This window comes from Actinopolyspora alba (assembly GCF_900112765.1).
GTDB classification, from domain to species: domain Bacteria; phylum Actinomycetota; class Actinomycetes; order Mycobacteriales; family Pseudonocardiaceae; genus Actinopolyspora; species Actinopolyspora alba.
The window spans coordinates 160,208-180,514 of record NZ_FOMZ01000013.1 but is presented as its reverse complement, the minus strand read 5'-3'; the positions used below and the strand labels follow the sequence as shown (position 1 = coordinate 180,514).

Here is a 20,307-nt window from a genome sequence, read left to right as displayed (position 1 = left end):
GATGCTGACCACCCTGCCCCGGAAACACCCACACCACCCGCTCCCGACAAGCAGCCACACGCACCGCCCCCTGCGGCAACGAACCACCAGCCACCGACCGAAGCCGCTCAACCGCCCCAGCCGGCTCCGACACCGGCACCGCCACACGCTCCCCAAACGCCGTACGCCTGGTCACCAACGCACGAGCCACACCGGACAAAAACCCCTCACAACACCCCTCACCAGCCACCGACTCCACGAACTCGGCGAGCCGTGCGGCGTTCGCACGCAGCGCCGACTCCGTATGCCCACTAAGAACGAGCGGCACAGCCGCGAGTTCGGCAGAAGGCTCACCCTCACCGACAACCTCCGGCGCCCCAGCCGGGGCCTCCTCCACGATCACGTGCGCGTTCGTCCCCGAAATCCCGAACGACGACACACCCGCCCGACGAACGTGCCCCTCCCGACGCGGCCAGGACACCGCCTCGTCCAACAACCGCACCTGCCCGGACGACCAGTCCACGTGCGAACTCGGCGACTCGGCGTACAACGAACGAGGCAACTCCTCGTGCCGCAACGCCTGCACCATCTTGATCACCCCGGCCACACCCGCCGCCGCCTGCGGATGCCCCAGATTCGACTTCACCGAGCCCACGTACAGCGGTGTGTCCGAGTCGTGTCCGTCCCCGTAGGAGGCGAGCAGCGCGTTGGCCTCGATCGGATCGCCGAGCGTCGTGCCCGTGCCGTGGGCCTCCACCGCGTCCACCTCGTCGGGAGCGAGCCCACCCGCTCGCAGCGCCGCGCCGATCACTCGCTCCTGCGCCGGACCGTTGGGAGCGGTCAGCCCCTGACTGCGGCCGTCCTGATTCACCGCGCCCGAACGCAGCACCGCCAACACCTCGTGCCCGTTGGCCCGCGCGTCCGACAACCGCTCCAGCAGCAGCACCCCGCAACCCTCGGACCACGCGGCACCATCGGCCAGTTCCGAGAACGGCTTGCAACGACCGTCCGGAGCGAGCCCCCGCTGCCTACTGAACTCGATGAACATGGACGGTGTGGTCATCACCGTGACCCCGCCCGCGAAGGCGAGATCGCACTCACCACGCCGCAACCCCTGCATCGCCTGGTGAATGCCCACCAGTGAGGAGCTGCAGGCCGTGTCCACCGACACCGCGGGTCCCCGCAACCCGAGCGTGTAAGCCAACCGACCCGAGGCGGCGCTCTGCAGGCTGCCGACGGTCACATAACCGTCGAGGGACTCGCGGTGGTCGAGCAGCCTTCCGCCGTAGTCGTTGTACATCAGACCGAAGTAGACACCGCTGGAACTGCCTTCGAGGGAGGCGGGAACTATCCCCGTGCGCTCCAGCGCCTCCCAGCTCACCTCGAGCAGGAGGCGTTGCTGCGGATCGATGCGTTGCGCCTCCCGCGGGCTGATGCCGAAGAAGGAGGCGTCGAACCGGCCCGCGTCGTGCAGGAAACCGCCCTCACGGGTCACCGAACGTCCCGGCTCGTCCGGGTCCGGGCTGTACAGGCCGTCGATTTCCCAGCCCGGCCGATCGGGAAACGCCGTGATGCCGTCCTCGCCGTCGGCGAGGAGACGCCACAGTTGTTCCGGACCGTCGACCTCTCCCGGGAAGCGGCACGCCATGGACACGATCGCGATCGGCTCGTCCAGCGGAGCTTCCCGCTCCGTGGTCCTGCTCGAGGCGGTCGCTGATCGCTGTACGGGTTCGCCGAGTTTGTCCGCGAGGTAGCGCGCGAGCGCGTCGACCGTCGGCTGGTCGAACAGCAGCGTCGTCGGAAGCGGCTCCCCGACCAGTTTCGACAGGCGATTGCGGATCTCGACCGCCATGAGCGAGTCGACTCCCAGTTCACGCAGCGACGGAGCGTTCTGCCCACCGCCGACCGGGACGCTCCGGGCGGTCGGCAACCCCATCACGGTGGCGATCTCGCTACGCACGATCTCGAGCAGCGCCTCGTGCCGGGCCTCGGGCGTGTCCAGTTCGGCCAGCCGCCGCACCGGGCCGTCCGTCGTCGCGGCGGCATCGGCGGCGCGGCGGGCCGAGGACCGGACGAACCCGCGCAGCACCGGCGGCACCGCCGAGAGGTCCTCGTCGGCCGTGCGCTGGAGTGCTCGCTGGTCGACCCGCACCGCGACCTCGTTCGTCCGGTCAGCGTCGAGGACCCGGTCGAACAGGCGAAGTCCCTGCTCGGATCGGAGCGGGACGAGTCCACCTCGGCGCAGCCGCCGCTGGAGCGCGGTGTCCAGGCGGGTGACCATACCGGCGTCCGCCCAAGTTCCCCAGGCGATGCTGGTCGCGGCGAGTCCCATCGCGCGACGTCGCGCCGCCAGCGCGTCGAGCGCCGCGTTCGCCGCGGCGTAAGCCCCCTGTGAGGCGTTCCCGACAGTGCCGATCACCGAGGAGAACAGCACGAACGCGGACAGGTCCAGTTCGCGCGTCAGCTCGTGAAGATGCCAGGCCGCGTCGACCTTGGGGCCGAAGACGTTGCTCACCCGTTCGGGAGACAGCTCGGCGAGCATCCCGTCGTCGAGCACTCCGGCCGCGTGCACGACGGCGGTGAGCGGGTGCGCGGCAGGCACAGCGTCCAGCACGTCCGCGAGAGCCTGCCGGTCCACCACGTCGCAGGCCTCGACGCGCACCGTCTCCGCGCCAGCCGCGAGCAGCTCCGCGAGGCGGTCGTCGGTCCCGGACGCCGCGTTCCCCGATCGGGAGAGCAACAACAGATGACGCACGCCGTGCACCGTCACGAGATGCTCCGCGAGCGCACCGGCCAGTCCTCCGGTGCCACCCGTGATCAACACCGTCCCCTCGGTGTCGATCTCCCGTCGCAGCGGACGCCGTGGGGGCTGGAAGACGAGCTTGCCGGTGTGCCCGCCCTGCGCCATCACTCGGAACACGTCGCGCGCACCGCGGAGGTCGACGGCGCGGTACGGCAACGGCCGGAGTCGTTCCCGCGCCATGTCCGCCAGGACCTCGTCCAGCATCTCCCCCAAGCGCGCGGGCTCTACCTCCGCGAGGAGGTCGAAGGCGCGATAGGACACCCCAGGGTGGCTCTCCCGCAACGCCTCGGCCTCGCGAACGTCGGTCTTGCCCATCTCGATGAACCGACCGCCGGGGGAGAGCAACCGCAATGAGGCGTCGATCTTCTCGTCGGTGAGGCTGTTGAGCACGACGTCGACGCCCTCACCTCCGGTAACCCGGGTGAACGCGGTTTCGAAGTCCGTGTCCCGGGACGAGGCGATGTGGTCGTCGGGCAGGCCTAGTGCCCGCAGCTCGTCCCACTTGGCGGGGCCCGCGGTGGCGAACACCTCGACTCCCCGCAGACGTGCGAGCTGGATGGCCGCCTGGCCGACACCACCCGCGGCGGAGTGGAGCAGCAGCCGCTCCCCGTTCATCACTCCGGCCAGGTGATCGAGTGCGTAGCTCGCGGTCAGGAAAACGACCGGGACCGTGGCGGCTTCGGCGAACGAGACGGCGTCCGGGATCGGTCGGACCTTCCTAGCGTCCGCGACCGCCAGCGACGCGAACGCGGAGGCGAAGAATCCGACGACCCGGTCACCGGGTACGAGGTCCGCGACGTCCTCGGCTGCTTCGGTCACCACCCCGGCACCCTCGAAGCCGAGTGGCTCCGCCTCGCCGGGATACATGCCCATCGCGGTGAGAACGTCGCGGAAGTTGATGCCTCCTGCCCGCACCGCGATGCGGACACATCCCGGCGGGAGCTTTTCCGCCGCTTCCGGGTGAGGGGTGAGCCGGAGCGTCGAGAGATCTCCGCGCTCGCCGATGTCGAGTCGCCACTCGTCGGCGGTGGGCTCTTCGAGCTCGTCGGTCCGCGCTTCGGATTCGAGGCGCAGGCGGTTCAGCTCGCCCCGACGTGCCGCGAGCTGCGGTTCGTCCGTGGGGATGCGTGCCAGGAGGTCGGTGAGAGCCGGTTCGGCCGTGTCGTCGACATCCAGCAGCACGAGGTCGCGGTCCGGATGTTCGAGCCGGGCCGTCCTGCCGAGGCCCCAGAGGGCCGCCGCGGCCGGGTTGACCGACGGGTCGGACACGCGGCAGGAGAGTGCGCCCCGGGTCAGCCAGACAAGCCGTGCCGAGGCCGCGCGGTCGGAGCTGTACCAGCGCCGCAGCCACTCCAGCCCCCGCAGCGTCGTTTCACGGGTCGCTTCGAGCCCGGTCTCGGATCCGGACCAGTCGACGACGAGCAACGGCCTCGGCGCGGTATCGCTCTTCTCGGTGGTGGCCTGTTCCTCCTCGAGCTCGGCGAGGACCGACTCGACGTCGGCCGTCCACCCGTCGACGAACCGGTGTCGGGAGATGTCCGCGGGTTCGGTCTCGTGCAGTGGAACAGCCCGGAGCCGGTAGAGCTGCCGCGCGTCCGCATCGGAGGCCGTGCTCAGCTGCGTTTCGGTCGCAGGCCGTGTGACGAGGGCCTCGATCGTGGCGAGCGGTTGACCGGCGAGGTCGAACGCGTCGATGCGCAGCTCGCGCCCGTCGCGTTCGATGCGAGCGCGCAGCGCCGTTGCCCCGACCGCGTGCAGCGCCACGCGCCGCCACTCGAACGGCAGGACCAAGGCCTCCTCGCCTGCCGCCGTCTCCAGCACGCAGTGCAGCGTCGCGTCCAGCAGCGCAGGGTGGACACCGAATTCCGCTGCCCGTGGGCCCTCGGGGTCCCGCGCGATCTCCGGGGGAGACGTCACCTCGACGAACGTCGTCGTGCCGAGGTGCCACGCCTTGGTAACGCCCCGGAAGGCCGGTCCGTAGCCGTAGCCGCGTGCCGCGAGTCGTTCGTACAGCCCGGTCAGGTCGGCGGGCGCTGCGTCCTCGGGCGGCCACGTGGCGACGGGTGTGGGTTCGGGGAACTCGTGGGCCGCCAGTGTCCCGGTGACGTGCCGCACCCACGTCGTCTCGATCTCGTCCGCCTCGACACGACTGTGGATCGTGAACGCACGATTTCCCTCGTCGTCCGGTTCCGCCACGAGAAGCTGCACTCGGCGGAGCTCATCGGCCGTCAGCGGGAGCGGAGCGGCGAGCAGTGCTTCACCGACGTCGGTGAGCCCCACGGCCCGCGCGGCGTGCAGTGCCATCTCGACCAGAGCGGTGCCGGGCACGAGCACCGTGTCGAAGATCCGGTGGTCGTCGAGCCACCCTTGGGTCGTTCGGTCGAGCGAGCCGGTGAACAGGACCGAGCCGTCCGAGAGGTCGGTGCGTGCGGACAACAACGGGTGCTCACCGCCGTCGAGACCGAGACGGGCCGGTTCGACGGACTCCACCTCCGAAGGCCGCAACCAGTAGTGCTGGTGTTGGAAGGCGTAGGTGGGCAGGTCCACGACCCGCGCCCCGGTGCCCGCGTAGACCGTGTCCCACTCGACCGGGATGCCATGGGTAAACAACTCCGCCGCGGCCTGCCGCAACCGCGACGCACCGTCCTCCTCCCGATGCAACGAGCCCACCACCGCATCGTGCCCGGCACCACCCAGCGGACCCACCAACACCGGATGCGCACCCAACTCGAGAAACACCGTCTCCTCACCCGGCGCGAGTGCCTCCAACGCCCGGTCCAACCGCACCGGCTCGCGAAGATTATCCGCCCAGTAGTCACCATCGAGTTCGCTGCCGTCGACCCGAGCCCCCCGCACCGTCGAGAACACCGGCACATCCCCAGACCCCGGCACGAGATCGGCCAACTCCGACCGAACCGACTCCAACACCGGATCCACCTGCGGCGAATGCGACGCGTAATCCACCTTGATCCGACGGCAGGACACCCCCTCGCCCTCCAGCACGGCGAGGAACTCCTCCAACTCACCTCGGTCACCAGCCACCACCGTCGACTCCGCGGTGTTGACCACCGCCACCGACAACGCACCACCCCACTCGTGCAATCGCCGCTGCACCTGCTCCACCGGCAGCGACACACTGCCCATCCCCCCATCACCGGCAAGACCGGCAACGAGACGACTCCGCACCCCCACAACCCGGGCACCCTCAGCCACACTCAACACACCCGCCACCACCGCCGCGGCCACCTCACCCTGACTGTGACCCACCACCGCATCCGGCGACACACCCCAACAACCCCACACCCGCGAAAGCGCCACCCCCACCGCGAACAACACCGGCTGCACCACCGTCACCCGATCCAGCGCCTCGCGTTGTACCTCGTCGTCAGCCGCAAGCAGCTCCACCACCGAAAAACCAACATGCGGCCACAACGCCTCATCACACTCAACCAACGCCGCCCGAAAAACCTCATCCCCCAACAACGACCGACACATCCCCGGAAACTGACCACCCTGCCCCGGAAACACCAACACCAACCGCTCACAAGAAGCAGCCGCACGAACCGCACCCTGCGGCAACGAACCCCCAGCCACAGCACGAAGCCGCTCAACCGCCCCAGCCGGCTCCGACACCGGCACCGCCACACGCTCCCCAAACGCCGTACGCCTCGTCACCAGCCCGGCAGCCACATCCCGCAACTCAAGAGATCGCCCATCCCGTTCGAACGCCTCGTCCAACCACTCCGCCAACCGCGCCGCGTTCGCACGCAACGCCGACTCCGTATGCCCACTGATGACCAGCGGGAACGAGGCGGCACTCGACGGAGAACGCACGTCGCCGTCGTGTTCGAACCCCTCGATCGCTGGCGCCTCTTCGAGGATGACGTGCGCGTTCGTCCCCGAAATCCCGAACGACGACACACCGATCCGCCGGGGGCGCGTACCGGAGGGCAACGGCGTCGGCTCGGTCGCCACGTGCACCGGCGACTCGTCCCACGCCAGGTGCGGGTTCAACCTTTCGACGTGCAACGAAGGAGGCAAGGTCTCCCGTTGCAGCGAGAGCACGGCCTTGAGCAGGCCCGCGATGCCCGCGGCCGCTTCGGTGTGTCCGATGTTGCTTTTCACCGAGCCGAGCAGCAGCGGCCGGTCGACGGATCGGTCCCTGCCGTAGACCTCCGCCAGCGCCTGCACCTCCGTGGGATCGCCGAGCGGGGTTCCGGTGCCGTGGCACTCGACGGCGTCGACCGTGTTTCCCGCGATGTCGGCCCGATCGAGTGCCTGCGACAGCATCTCCCGCTGGGCGGTGCCGTTGGGTGCGGTGAACCCGTTGGAACGTCCGTCCTGGTTGACGGCGCTACCGCGGACGACCGCGAGGACGTGGTCACCGTCCCGCTCGGCGTCGGAGAGCCGTTTGAGCAGCACCATGCCGCAGCCTTCGGAGCGCACGTACCCGTCGGCATCGGCGGAGAACGCCTGGCAGCGCCCGGTGGGTGAGAGCGCGCCGACCCGGCTGAAGTACACGAATCCGGCGGCAGAGAGGAGGACGTTCACACCTCCGACGAGCGCTTGCTCGCACTCCCCGGAACGCAGCGACTGGCACGCGAGGTGCATCGCGACGAGCGAGGACGAGCACGCGGTGTTGACCGGGAGGTTCGGCCCCCGCAACCCGAGCCAGTAGGAGATGCGCCCCGCTGTCGCGGAGGGATTCGTCCCGAGCAGCGTGTACGCGTCGATCCTGCCTGCGTCGCGCAACGCCTCGTTCTGGTACTCCTCGGTCCACAGACCGACGAACACACCGGTCCTCGACCCCTTCAGCTCCTCGGCCCGAAGCCCAGCGCGTTCCAGGGTTTCCCAGGTCGTTTCGAGGAGCAACCGCTGTTGCGGGTCGATCGATTTCGCCTCGTGCGGCGGAATCCCGAAGAACGTCGGGTCGAACCCGTCGATACCGTCGAGGAATCCACCGGATCGGCTGTAGGTGCTGCCCGCCGCGTCCGGATCGGGATCGAACACCGCGTCGATGTCGAACCGGGAGGCGGGAACGTCGGTGATGGCGTCCCCTCCGGTGCGCAGCAGTTCCCAGAACCCGTCGGGATCGACGACGCCGCCGGGGAAACGGCAGGCCGTGGCGACCACGGCGATGGGCTCCGCCGAGGAGTCGGCGACCGAGGCGGTGGCGTCCCCGTGCGGGACGGTGTTCGGGTCCACCGCTGAGTCCGCGCCCGTGGCACCCGACGCGGTGCCGAGTTCGAGCTCCTCGCGAAACCAGCCGGTCAATGCCCGAACCGTGCCGGTCCGGTAGAGCACGGGCGGGGGCACGCGGTGTTCGAGGGCCCGTTCGAGCCTGGTGCACAGGTCGAGGCCGAGCACCGAGGTGACGCCGAGTTCGTGGAAGGGCACGTCGAGCGGAACGTCTTCAGCCGCTTCCTCATCGAGCACGCGCGCGATCTCACGACGGAGGAACGACTCGAGCAGCGATACCCGCTCCCGCTGTTCGGCGGCTTCCAGCCGGGAGCGAAACGACGGAACGCGGTCGTCGTGCTCGTTAGCGGCGGAACTCGCCACCTGATCTTCCGGCGAGTCCGTGCCCACCGTGGCGGAATTTCCCGTCGTCTCGGGACGTCCAGCCGCGCCGTCGGCCTCGGGGGTCGCGGGGTCCAGCCAGTACGACTGGCGTTGCCAGGGATAGCTCGGTAGTGCCACCGGGGATTCGGGCTTCTCGTGGAGCTTCGCCCAGTCCACGGGAACTCCCCAGACGTGGAGTTCGGCGAGGTTAGCGAGCAGCGTCTCCCGTTCTGGGCGCTCCCGACGCAGTGACGAGACGACCTTCGCCGTCGCGCCGGCTTCGTAGGCGGTGTCCTCGACCGGTCTCCGCAAGGTCGGGTGCGGGCTCAGCTCGACGAACGTGTCGTATCCCTCGGCCAGCAGCCTGCGGACGGCTGGCTCGAACCGCACCGGCTCGCGGAGGTTGCGCCACCAGTAATCGGCACCGAACGGCTCGGTGACGTACTCGACGTCGACAGTGGACAGGAACGGTGTGGTGCAGCCGTGCGTGCGCACCGATCGGAGCGCGTCGAGCATCGGCTCGCGCAGCGGCTCCATCAGTGGGCTGTGCGAGGCGATCGGGGCGCGGAACGGCACGGTACGGCACGTGATGCCGTTCGCCTCGAAACGTTGTGCCAGTTCCGCGAGGGCGGCGCTGTCCCCGGAGAGGACCGAGGCGTGGGGACTGCTGTAGACGCCGACGACGACGCGCTGCTCGTACGGCTCGAGCCACGGCGTCAGCGCCTCGGCGGGAAGCTCGACCGACATGACCTCACCGGCGGTACCGCTGATGCTCGCGGTCAACCGGCTGCGCTCCCAGATGACCCGGACCGCGTCCTCCAGGGTCAGTGCGCCCGCGAGAAAGGCGGCGGCGACCTCGCCCATGCTGTTGCCGACGTAGGCGTCCGGTTCGACGCCCCGGGATCGCCACAGTTCGGCCAGCCCGACGGTCATGGCGAACAGGGCGGGCTGCACATCGTGCGCACCCGCCTCGGCACTGTCGCCGCCGGAGGACAGTTCCGCGAGCGGCGACCACGAGTAGGGGCGGGCCGCCGCGTCGATCCGGCGGATCGCGTCGGCGAACACCGGTTCCCGTTCGAGCAGTTCGCGCCCCATGCCGAGCCATTGCGAACCCTGCCCGGCGCACACGAACACCACGCGCCGCCCTGACTCGGCGATCCCGGTGGCTATGTTTCCGCTCGGCTCGCCGTGGAGATAGGCGTCGAGCTCGTCCGCGAGCTCGTCCGTCGAACGCACCACCGCGGCGAGGCGATGTTCGCGATGCATGCGCCGGGCACCGGTGGTGTGGGCGAGCCGGGAGAGCGAACCGTGCGTCGTCCCGTCCCATTCGGAGACACGATCACGGTGGGCCCGAACGTGCGCGGTGAGCGCGGCTCGTGAGTGAGCCGAGATCGTGACGACCTGAGCCCGTGCGGTGGTTTCCGCCGCATCCGGCTCGGCTTCGGGCGGCAGGAGCTCGGGGAACCGTCGCTTCGCCTCCGCCGCGGAAGCGAGCACCACGTGCGCGTTGGTCCCGGTGAGACCGAACGAGCTCACCCCGGCGAGTCGACCGCTTCCCCGAGAACCCGTCGCGCCGTTCGGGGAGTCGGGCTCGGACCACGCCTCGCACTCGGTGACTACCCGCAACCCCAGCTCGTCGAAGTCGACGTCCTCCCGTGGCGTCCGGAAGTGCAGGCTCGGCGGGAGGACTCCCTCGCGGAGCGCCCACACGGTCTTGACGAGACCGCACACCCCAGCTGCCGCCTCGGTGTGACCGATGTTCGTCTTGACCGAACCGATTCGGAGCCGGTCACCACCCTGCCCCCGGTACGCCGCCCCGAGGGCGGTGAGCTCGGCCGGGTCACCCGCGGGCGTCCCGGTGCCGTGCGCCTCGACGTAGCCCACTTCTTCCGGTGCCACGTCGGCGTCCCGACACGCCGAGCCGAGCACCTCCACCTGGGAGTCGACGCTCGGTCGCATGAGATCGGACGACGCCGAGCCGTTGCTGTTCACGGCTCCGCCGAGGAGGACGGCATGGATCGAGTCGCCGTCCGCGAGGGCCGCTTGGAACGGTTTGAGCACCACGAGTCCGACGGCCTCACTGCGCACGAAGCCATCGGCGGCGGCGTCACCGAACTTGCACCGCCCGTCCGGGGCGAGGCTCCCCGCGTTCGAGAACGCCATGCTGGTGCGCGGGGAGAGGATCAGATTGCTCCCACCCGCCAGGGCGACCGAGCACTCACCACGAGCGAGCGCCCGACTCGCCTGCTCCACCGCGACCAGCGAGGACGACCGGTCGGTGTCGATCACCATGCTCGGTCCCGAGGCGCCGAAGAAACGGGACAACCTGCCGGCCGCGGCGTTCCGCGAGCCGGCTCCGGTCAACGCGGACAGATCGACGTTATCCGCGGGGAGACGTTCGGCGTACTCGTTGGCGATCATCCCGAGGTACACGCCGGTCTCGGCGCCCGCTCGGAGCCCGGCGTCCTCGAACGCTTCCCACGCGACCTCCAGCAGCAGGCGTTGTTGGGGGTCCATGACGCGCGCCTCACGCCGGGAGAACGAGAAGAACCCCGCATCGAATCGATCGATTCCGTCGAGGAATCCGCCGTAGCGGGAACCGAGCGCACCCGGTGACCGTGCATCCGGGTCGTAGAACCTGTCGATGTCGAACCTGGAGGGGGGAACAACGTCGGTCGGGCACGACTCGCGGAGCAGCAGTCGCCACAGCTCCCGCGTCGAAGCGGCGCCCGGGAAGCGCCCGGCGGTTCCGACCACTGCGATGGGCACGTTCATTGAACCCCTCCAGGGGAACGTGAGGAAAGGAAAGCGACGATACCGGTCACACGAGGCAACGGAAAACCGAGAAAACTCACGGCCAGATTTAAAAATTCAATCCAAACTCGACCATCGGTAACACAGATACGGTTGGTCACGATTCCACTGCGTCACCAACGAGGATTCATCCTCGGGAAACATCCCCTATGGAACAGGACACGGGGAAGCCGACGGGGCCAGCGCCAATCCGTACACCTCTCGTTCCGATTCTCACTCCTGCGGGTCGTGAAGATTGCCCGTATTCTGTATGCGCCAAATAGCCCATGTCAATCCATCGAGGGAACCAACAGAGCATCATCACGCACCGTGATCGACGGTGAGTTCCTCGAGCAGTGCGGCGAGCTTCGGCAGGAACCCCGAGTGCTGGTCGTGGACGAAGAAGTGATCGCCGGGCAGGACAGCGGACTCGAAGGAACCGGCGGTGTGCTCGCGCCAACCTTCGAGCTCCTCGGCCCGTACCGCCCGATCCGCGTCGCCACCGAAGGCGTACAGCGCCGTGGCCAGCGGCGAGGCGGAGCCGAGCTCGTAGTGCGCGTACGCCTCCAGGTCCGCGCGCAACACGGGCATGAAGAGTTCACGAATCTCCGGATCGTCGAACCCGGAGAGCTTCCCGTAACGCTCGGAAACCCAGTTGACGAGGCGTTCGTCGTCGGCGACGACCTCCCGGGCAGGGCGACCGACGTCGATGTGCGGCGCCCCTCGCGCGGCCACGACGCACGCTTTCGGAGTTCGCTTGCCGCGCGCCTCGACGAGCCTGGTCGCCTCGAACATCACCAAGGCACCGAGGCTGTGCCCGAAGAAGACGAAGGGGAGATCGGTGAGCGACTCGATCGCTTCGACGAACGAGGCGGCGGCCGGTTCGACCCGGCGGAACGGCGGCTCGTGGTGCCGCGTCCATCGACCGGGCGGCTGAACGGGACACACCTCGACGGTCTCCGGCATCACCCGCTGCCAGGCCTGGAATGCCGAGGCCGCACCACCCGCGTGCGGGTAGCAGAACAGCCGGAGTCGGGCCCGCGGGTTGGCGTCACGGCGCTCGATCCACTTCGTCTGACTCACGCGCCGTATCTTGCACGATCCGTCCACTCCTGCGAAAGGGTTAACAGACAACGATCCGCCCCGAACTCCGTTACTCGATTCGCTGAGGGACCCCTTACTCGAGGCACGACCGGTCCGACGGACGAAATGAACAAGTGCCCACGAGACCAGAAACCGGACCGAAAACCCGAACGACCGACACCGCTCCCCGAACGGAACCCGGCGTGAAAACAAAAAGTCACGCTCGATTACAATTCGGAAAACATAGACCGAGAACGCTCAACCGAACCGACCGCATAATCTACTCAACAGTAAAAAAGATTCGGTCGTCGGCGAGTTTCCGGAGCTCTTCGATCTCCCCGGACTCGCGGCCGTTGACGTGTCCAGCGCGGCACCACCTCCACGGCCTACCCCTCGACCACCGTCGTGGAGACCGCGAACTCCCTTCGGGAATGCCACCGTCGGCTCCGCTGTTTTCCCGCGGGCCAACTTGGAAACCCTGTTGGTCCAACCAACTCGCGATCGCCCTGCCCCTCGACCACCCCGCTGAGCGGGTCGAGAGCGAGAAGAGATCCCGGATCTAGGAGTGTGGAAGCATGGCGAGGATCCTGTTCGTGATGACCGGCGCCGACCACTGGACGCTGGCAGACGGGACACAGCACCCGACCGGATACTGGGCGGAGGAGTTCACCGCCGCGTACCGCGTGTTCACCGAGGCGGGGCACCAGGTGGTCGTGGCCACTCCAGGCGGGGTCGTCCCACCGGTCGATCAGTCCAGCCTGGCCCCGGAGGCCAACGGCGGGCAGGAGCGAGCCGACCAGGTCGCCGCGACCCTGGAATCGGCCGAGGAGCTGCGGCGACCGGTGCGGCTGGAGGACGTGCGGCCGGACGACTACGCGGCGGTGTTCTACCCCGGTGGTCACGGCCCCATGGAGGATCTCTCCGTAAACGCGGAGTCGGCTCGGCTGCTGACCGAGGTCCTGAGTTCGGGCAAGCCGCTGGGCGTCGTCTGCCACGCCCCGGCCGCCCTGCTGGCCACCGAGGACGAGAACGGCACCAGCCCGTTCTCCGGATACCGGCTCACCGGGTTCACCAACGTGGAGGAGAAGCAGGCAGGTTTGGCCGACAAGGCGGCGTGGCTGCTGCAGGACAGGTTGGTGGCACTCGGGGCCGAGTTCTCCGAGGGACAGCCGTGGGAGCCCAACGTGGTGGTGGACCACAACCTGCACACCGGTCAGAACCCGGCTTCCTCGGAACCGCTGGCGGAGCGGATGCTTCCCTCGGTGAGCTGAACCGGCCCGGAAGGGCCCCGATGAACCGGCTCCTTGGAAACCGCGTGGACACAGAACACGTCCGGCGGCGTCCTTGGTGCGGAAAGGAACGGTACGACATGCGTGTCGTCATCGCGGGCGGACACGGCAAGATCGCGCTGCGGCTGACCGCGCTGCTTCACGAGCAGGAGGCGGAAGTCCTCGGCCTGATCCGGCAACCGGAGCACGCTCCCGATCTGGAAGCGGCGGGAGGCCACCCGCTCGAACTCGATCTGGAGCACAGCTCCCGTGCCGAGATCACGGAAGCCCTGCGGGGTTCCGACGCGGTAGTGTTCGCCGCCGGCGCGGGCAAGGGCAGCGGAGCCGAGCGAAAGTACACGGTGGACCGTGATGGTTCGGTAACGCTGGCCGGGGCAGCAGAGGACGCCGGAGTGCCACGTTTCCTGCAGATCTCCACGATGGGCGCCGGCCAGTCGCCGGATCCCGATTCCGGAGAGGTCTGGAAGGCCTACATCGACGCCAAGACCGGCGCCGAGCAGGACCTGCGCTCCAGAGACCTGGATTGGACCATCCTGCGCCCCGGGGCGTTGACCGACGATCCGGGAAGCGGTCTGGTCACCCTCTCCTCCCCTCCCGTCCCACGCGGCCGGGTGTCGCGGCAGGACGTTGCCGCCGTGCTGGCGGAGCTGCTCGCCACCCACCGGGGAAGTAGTCACACGCTCGAACTGACCGAGGGGGACACGCGGGTTCGGGAGGCCGTCGCCGCCCTTTGAGGCACCTCGGCGGCGGGGTGGCCGGTCCGGTGGGCGGCAGTGCGCTACTGATCGAAGTTTTCCGCTCGGGTTTTCGGGGCGCTCGGTTGGCGGAACCTCCCGCTGGCTCTCGCTCCGGGAGGCCCGACATCGGGTAGGTAAACCGAAAGAGCCCCGCGTCCCTCGACAACACGACAGGCAAGCATCAGTAAGCTGGCAGCGACAGCCGGAGCGGTTCGAAAGGGCCATTGATGCGTGCCGTTGTGTTCGACGAGTTCGGAGTCGCCCCGGAGGTGCGCACCGTCCCCGAGCCGCGGGTCGAACCGGACGGGGTGGTCGTCGCGGTCGAGGCCACCGGCCTGTGCCGCAGCGACTGGCACGCCTGGCAAGGCCACGAACCCGACGTCACCCCGCCGCACGTGGCCGGTCACGAACTGGCCGGGCGCCTCGTCGAAGTGGGATCCTCGGTGAGCGGCTGGCACCCCGGGGACCGGGTCACCGTGCCGTTCGTCTGCGCCTGCGGCACCTGCCACCAGTGCGCCACCGGGAACCAGCAGGTCTGCGAGCACCAGTTCCAGCCCGGCGCCACCCACTGGGGCTCGTTCGCCGAGCGGGTGGCCGTGCCCCGGGCCGGGACGAACCTCGTGGCGCTGCCCGACGAACTGCCCGCCACGTCGGCCGCCGCGCTGGGCTGTCGGTTCGCCACCGCCTTCCGGGCGGTGCTGCGGCAGGGGGCGGTACGCGCCGGCCAGTGGGTCGCGGTGCACGGCTGCGGCGGCGCGGGCGTCTCGGCGGTGGCGATCGCCGCTGCCGCCGGTGCCCGGGTGGTGGCCGTCGACCTCTCCGATGCGGCGCTGCGGCTCGCCGCCGAGCTGGGCGCGGAACGCACCGTGAACGGAAACCGCACTCCCGACACGGCCGAGGCGGTCCGGGAACTCACCGGCGGGGGTGCGCACGTGTCGCTGGACTGCGTGGGGCACCCGGCCAGCTGCGCGGCTTCGATCTCCTCGCTGCGCACGCGGGGCACGCACGTGCAGCTCGGGCTGCTGCCCCCTGAGCGTGGCCTGCCACCGGTGCCGATGCACGAGGTGATCGCCCGGGAGCTGCGCGTCCTCGGCACCCACGGGCTGCAGGCCCACGAGTACCCGGAGATGCTGCGGCTGGTCACCGGATCCCGCATCGACCTCGACCGACTGATCGGTCGCAGGGTCGGGCTGGACGAGATCCCGGCCGCGCTGGTGGCGATGAACGAGGCGACGCCGCCGAGCAGCGGGATCACCGTCGCCGAGCTCGGCTGAACCGGGACTGCCGTCCTGACCGGTTGTCTCGCGGTACCGTGTCGCAGGCCGCACCGATCACGGTGCCAGTCGGAACGGCGGATACCGGTCGGTGACGAGGATCCAGGCATAGGAGATGACACGGTTGTGCCACCGCCCCACCCCCACCAGGAAGTCGAACAACATTCGCGGATGGCGGCCGGTGAACACGATCGCGAACCACGCGGCCACCACGGCCACGACCGCCGCGATGTCCAGGAAGAACAGCACGACGTAGTGCGGAACGACCAGTAACCACTTCACCAGCGGAAGCCACCGATTGAGCGTGCGGTCCTCGGGAGCGTCGAAATCGAGGTGCACCGCCTGGTGCTCGTCGGTGGAGGGGTACCGGTCGTCCAGCAGAGCCAGGTAGACGATCACTCGGTTGGTGAAGCGCAACAGCTCGCGGTTCCAGTCGAACCACCAGCGCGGGTACTTGCGCCGGAACAGGAGCATCAGCAGCGGCGGAACGAAGAGCATCCCACCGGCGCTGGACAGCACCACCTCCGCCGACCCCTCGCCGAGTCGCATCGCCTGGCCGCCGACGCTGCTCAGCAGGACGAGAATCGGCACGGCCAGAATCAGCCTGAAGGCCGTGCCGACACGGTCGAGCTCCCTGTCCGGATACTCCACGTCGAAGCTGACCGGGTGGGGCCGCCGGGCCGAACCGGCTGAACCAGTTTCCGAAGCGTCGCCACTCACCCCGCACCTCCACGGACCGGAGTTCTGCGCTCCACCGAAGCGGCCCCGGAAGCTCCGCACCTACGTCAGCGGGAGGGACACCGCGTGCCCCGCACGGTGCTGTCCCCCACCAGCGAAAATCGGTCCGGTCACGGCGGCCGCGTGAACGCGACGGTACCTTCCAGCCCGCTCCTGCGCAGGATTCCGCCGCCCTGGAGAAGGGTCTCCCGATGTTCCTGCTGACACCCGTCGAGATCATCCGAGCGGTACTGCCGGAGCGGACCGAACGGGGAGACGACGCCTTCATCCTGACCACTGGAAATCACAGGAGTCCACCCCAGCACGGGATCAGCTCGTTCCCGGCGCTCACAGCCGTTCCAGTCCATCGAGAATCCGTTCCAACAGTGAGTACGGCACCGTGGTTCGTTTTCTCGGTGGTTCGTGCAGCTCGCCGGAGAACGCCGTGACGTAACCGCGTACGCGGTCTCTTCGGTGGCGCCGCTTCGTCACTGCTCACCTTCCGAGCTCTCGGCCCCGGACAGCTCGGCGAGCAGCGTCTCGGTGCAGTCCGGGCAGGTCGGCGCCTGGAACCAGTCGAGTTCGCTGGGTTTGGCCATCGCGCATGGCCTGCCGCACACCGAGGTGTCGGCCGACCGGCCGTCCCAGTTCCTGCCCCGGAAGGCGTGGCGGTGCCACTTGAACCCGGTCCGTTCGGGAACCGGTAGCCAGTAGTGCCACCGCTCGGTGGTTTCCATGATTATCCCTTCCAGTTCGGCTGGGCCCGGTGGAGCTTCAGGTACGCGGTGAAGCACAGATCGCAGAACGGCCGGATGTGCTGCATCCGGCGGTCACGGGCGGCGGGGGCTTCGGCGTAGTCGTGCCCGCCGAGCGTGCTCACCCCACCGCCGTCGAGCGGTAGCGCGTCCAACGTGGCGTGCTGGTGGGTGTCGCCGTTCGGCACGAACCACGACACGACAACCCGTCTGGTCTCCTCACCGATCTCCACGGAGTTCCCCGGTTCGACCGCAGCACGGCCGAGCTCCAGGCCCGCTCGCGAGGCGCTGATCGGCCTCGACGGTTGCGCTTCGCTCACGATCAGTCACCGTAGCGAACCGAAATCTTTAACTCAAGATTTGAATAACGCAGCTATATAGCTCATTTAGGTGATAGCTGTGAGCTAGCTGAACGACTACAGTGCTTTGCTATGGCACTCGGACCAACAGCACGTAGACGACGGTTGGGCGCGCATCTTTCCGAGCTTCGCGAGAAAACAGGACTTACCGTCTCCAACGTGGGCGAGCACATGGGCGCATCGCCGCAGACCATCCGAAACTGGGAAAAGGGCCAGGCCAGCATGAAGAAGATGGAGCTGGCCGCCCTGTTGGAGCTCTACGACGCGCCCCACGAAGTTCGGCAGACTTTGGAGGACGCGCGCCGGGAAGGATCGAAGCGCAGCTGGTGGTCGACCTACCGTCTACCCGAGTGGTTCAAGCCCTACGTGGGATTGGAAACGGACGCTGCGCTGGTGTGCAACTTCGAGCAGGAACTGATCCCCGGTTTGCTGCAGACCGAGGATTACGCTCGGGCGATCCACACCTCGGGTGGACACATCACCGACCCCGAGGACGTCGAGAAACGCGTGGCCGCACGGATGGAACGGCAACGCCGTCTGTTCGACAAGGACAACCCGCTGGAGCTACGCGCGGTGATCAGCGAGGCGGCCCTGCACCGCAAGGTGGGCGGCAGGAAGGTTTGGAGCGAGCAGCTGGAACATCTGTTGGCGATGGCCGATCTACCCAACGTCATGTTCCAGGTTGTTTCGTACGAAGCGGGCGAACACGCCAGCATGACATCAGGGTTCACCGTGTTGGAGTTCGCCGAACCCACAGACCCGGACGTGGCTTACATGGAAAGTCCGTTGGGTGGGCACGTGATCGAGGACAACTCGGACGTGACGCTGTTGCGGAACTTGTTCGACGAACTGCGATCCTCGGCGATGCCGCAGCGCGAGTGCATCGACCTGGTACGCGAGATCGCCCCAGGACAGCCCGTGACGACGTAGTTCGCCCCTGACCTGTCTCGCTAACCTGGGGCCGTACGATGCACCTCGGCGAGATCGAGACTTCGAAAGGGGCGGCAATGACAGACCTGTCGCGCGCGACGTGGCGGACAAGCTCGCGCAGCGGAAATGGCGGACAGTGCGTCGAGATCGCGATGACCTCCGAGGTCGTCGGTGTTCGCGACAGCAAAGACCGTGCGGCCGGTCACTTCGCAGCGGCCCCCGCGCAGTGGTCCGCCTTCATCGACGCCGTGAAGACCAACCGGTTCGACTGACCACCGGTCGAGCCACATCGCACCCCCGGATGCACTCCGGGGGTGCTTTCGTATCCCTCCCGAGTAGTGAGAGGTGGCACGATCGCGGTCGTGCCCCGCAACCACCACCTTCGACAGGCACGCGAAGCCACTCCCTCACCGCGCATCCCGGGCGCGGGCATGAGCCGTGCCGAGCTGGCCGAGCAGGCGAATCGGTGGCTCGCTGCCAACACGGGCAGTTCGGGCGCCCTGGACGCGCACGCTTTGGCCCGCTACGAGCGCGGAGCGGTGGTGCGGCCGAACAGGGATTACCGTGCGGCGTTGCGCGTCGTTCTCGGGGTGACGGAGGACTCGGAGCTCGGTTTCGACCGAGCGAGCACTCCCGCCGCTCGGAGCACGCCTTCCGCGCGAGCTCTGCCTGTCGACAACGCGATTTCCGAGCGGATCACCGATGCCCCGGCTGACAGTGAAACGTTGACTTCCTCCCTGCCCTGGGGGGCGGGGATTCCCATCGGGCTCGCGCCCGATAGTTCCTGCTTCACAGCCGACTGCCGAAGGGAGGAGACCCTTGCGGACTCACACCGGCTCCACAGGCTTCGCCGGACTATGGCCCGGCTACCGCTCGACCAGCGGCAAGGATGTTCTTCGCGGCGTTGTGGTCCCGGTCGTGCCGGGTGCCGCAGTCGGGGCACGTCCATGCCCGCGTGGAGAGTGTTAAGCTCGGCAGCAGGTGTCCGCACGCGGAGCACGTTTTCGAACTCGGATACCAGCGGTCGATCACGACCAGGGTTTTGCCCGCTCGGGTGGTCTTGTATTCCAGCTGGCGCCGGAACTCGCCCAGCGCGGCGTCCATGACGGCCCGGTTCAGTCCGGCCTTGGCTTTGACGTTGCGGCCGGGCTTGTCGGTGGTGCCCTTCGCGCTGCTGGTCATGCCGGACACGTTGAGGTCTTCGATCGCGATGACATCGGCACGTCGCACGAGGTTCGTGGTGGTGCGGTGCAGGAAGTCGGCGCGGGCGTGGCGGATCTTGCGGTGCGCGCGGGCGAGGGTGCGTTTGGCTTTGCGTCGGTTGTTCGAGTCACGCTGCTTGCGGGCCATCTGTCGTTGGTAGCGGGCGAGGGTGCGTTCCTTGCGGTCCAGGTGTTTGGGGTTGGCGATGGTCTCGCCGGTGGACAGCGTCGCGAAGTCCTTCACGCCGAGGTCGATGCCGAGGGCCTCGCCCGTGGGCGGGGCAGGTTCGGGATCGTCGGTGTCGACGGCGAACGTCACGTACCAGCGCCCGTCCTGCTCGCGAGAGACCACCACCATCGTCGGGTTGAGGTTCGCGAGGGTGTCGTCATCCCAGGACCACACGAACTCAAGCGGTGTGGATTGTTTCGCCAACGTCAACGTCCCGCCGCGCATACGGAACGCGCTGCGGGTGTAGTGCGCCGACTGCTTCCCGTTTCGGGATTTGAAGCGCGGATACTTCGCGCGTCCGGCGAAGAAGTTCGCGAATGCGGTGTGCTGATGCCGCAGGGTCTGTTGCAGCGGCACGCTGGACACTTCGGACAGGAAAGCCAGCTCGCTGGTGCGTTTCCACTCCGACAGGGCCGCGTCGGTTTCGGTGTAGGAAGTCTTCTTGCCCTCGGTGTGGTAGGCGCGGTGCCGCTGATCGAGAGTCTTGTTCCACACGAGGCGCACACACCCGAACGTGCGGCCCAACTGGGCCGCCTGGTCCGAGTCCGGGTAGGCCCGGCACTTGTACGCCATCCGCATACGATCATTTTACACG

11 protein-coding genes and 1 pseudogene are annotated in these 20,307 nt (G+C 68.3%); 5 read left to right on the top strand and 7 right to left on the bottom strand.

Annotated elements, in window-relative coordinates; translation table 11 throughout:
* Both BM150_RS19035 and BM150_RS19030 read right to left on the bottom strand, forming a co-directional pair.
* Positions 1-11,119, bottom strand: an 11,119-nt coding sequence (locus tag BM150_RS19035) for a type I polyketide synthase (protein WP_139219589.1), incomplete at its 3' end; no start/stop codon positions are given.
* A gap of 339 nt (positions 11,120-11,458) precedes the next feature.
* Positions 11,459-12,220: a thioesterase II family protein gene (locus BM150_RS19030; protein ID WP_175496908.1), complete on the bottom strand. Its 762-nt coding sequence runs from the start codon at positions 12,218-12,220 to the stop codon at positions 11,459-11,461.
* Positions 12,221-12,795: 575 nt separating this feature from the next.
* Between BM150_RS19030 and BM150_RS19025 the strand changes: the two genes are divergently transcribed.
* From BM150_RS19025 to BM150_RS19015, 3 genes are all read left to right on the top strand, one after another.
* The gene (locus BM150_RS19025) at positions 12,796-13,491 is read left to right on the top strand and encodes a type 1 glutamine amidotransferase domain-containing protein (RefSeq protein WP_092928676.1); all 696 of its coding nucleotides are present in this window, start codon (positions 12,796-12,798) and stop codon (positions 13,489-13,491) included.
* A 98-nt stretch (positions 13,492-13,589) separates the two neighbouring features.
* Positions 13,590-14,243: an SDR family oxidoreductase gene (locus tag BM150_RS19020; RefSeq protein ID WP_092928675.1), complete on the top strand. Its 654-nt coding sequence runs from the start codon at positions 13,590-13,592 to the stop codon at positions 14,241-14,243.
* Positions 14,244-14,473: 230 nt separating this feature from the next.
* Positions 14,474-15,520 carry a zinc-dependent alcohol dehydrogenase family protein gene (locus BM150_RS19015; protein ID WP_092928674.1) on the top strand — a complete coding sequence of 349 codons (1,047 nt, stop codon included), beginning with the start codon at positions 14,474-14,476 and terminating at the stop codon, positions 15,518-15,520.
* A 57-nt stretch (positions 15,521-15,577) separates the two neighbouring features.
* On the opposite strand, the gene BM150_RS19010 is transcribed toward BM150_RS19015, so the two are convergent.
* From BM150_RS19010 to BM150_RS18995, 4 genes are all read right to left on the bottom strand, one after another.
* Positions 15,578-16,240, bottom strand: a complete 663-nt coding sequence (locus BM150_RS19010) for a DUF4389 domain-containing protein (protein WP_092928673.1) — start codon at positions 16,238-16,240, stop codon at positions 15,578-15,580.
* A 345-nt stretch (positions 16,241-16,585) separates the two neighbouring features.
* A complete protein-coding gene (locus BM150_RS24235) occupies positions 16,586-16,729 on the bottom strand; it encodes a hypothetical protein (RefSeq protein ID WP_175496907.1) in 144 nt (47 codons plus the stop codon).
* Entirely contained in the window at positions 16,726-16,974 is a 249-nt protein-coding gene (locus BM150_RS19000; RefSeq protein WP_092928671.1) for a hypothetical protein, read from the bottom strand. Before BM150_RS19000 ends, BM150_RS24235 begins: the two co-directional genes overlap by 4 nt.
* A 2-nt stretch (positions 16,975-16,976) precedes the next feature.
* Entirely contained in the window at positions 16,977-17,312 is a 336-nt protein-coding gene (locus tag BM150_RS18995; protein WP_245755606.1) for a hypothetical protein, read from the bottom strand.
* A gap of 111 nt (positions 17,313-17,423) precedes the next feature.
* Here BM150_RS18995 and BM150_RS18990 point away from each other — a divergent pair, with 111 nt between their 5' ends.
* Positions 17,424-18,281 (top strand): helix-turn-helix domain-containing protein, encoded by an 858-nt coding sequence (locus BM150_RS18990; protein ID WP_092928670.1) that lies wholly within the window; start codon positions 17,424-17,426, stop codon positions 18,279-18,281.
* 77 nt (positions 18,282-18,358) lie between these two features.
* Positions 18,359-18,553: a DUF397 domain-containing protein gene (locus BM150_RS18985; RefSeq protein ID WP_092928669.1), complete on the top strand. Its 195-nt coding sequence runs from the start codon at positions 18,359-18,361 to the stop codon at positions 18,551-18,553.
* 509 nt (positions 18,554-19,062) lie between these two features.
* Here BM150_RS18985 and BM150_RS18980 read toward each other — a convergent pair.
* A pseudogene (locus BM150_RS18980) lies at positions 19,063-20,291 on the bottom strand (RNA-guided endonuclease InsQ/TnpB family protein); the annotation flags it as partial.
* Positions 20,292-20,307 lie beyond the last annotated feature (16 nt).

Coding starts and splice junctions, on each gene's coding strand:
- BM150_RS19025 (WP_092928676.1), top strand. CDS start 12,796: ATGGCGAGGATCCTGTTCGTGATGACCGGCGCCGACCACTGGACGCTG.
- BM150_RS19020 (WP_092928675.1), top strand. CDS start 13,590: ATGCGTGTCGTCATCGCGGGCGGACACGGCAAGATCGCGCTGCGGCTG.
- BM150_RS19015 (WP_092928674.1), top strand. CDS start 14,474: ATGCGTGCCGTTGTGTTCGACGAGTTCGGAGTCGCCCCGGAGGTGCGC.
- BM150_RS19000 (WP_092928671.1), bottom strand. CDS start 16,974: ATGGAAACCACCGAGCGGTGGCACTACTGGCTACCGGTTCCCGAACGG.
- BM150_RS18990 (WP_092928670.1), top strand. CDS start 17,424: ATGGCACTCGGACCAACAGCACGTAGACGACGGTTGGGCGCGCATCTT.
- BM150_RS18985 (WP_092928669.1), top strand. CDS start 18,359: ATGACAGACCTGTCGCGCGCGACGTGGCGGACAAGCTCGCGCAGCGGA.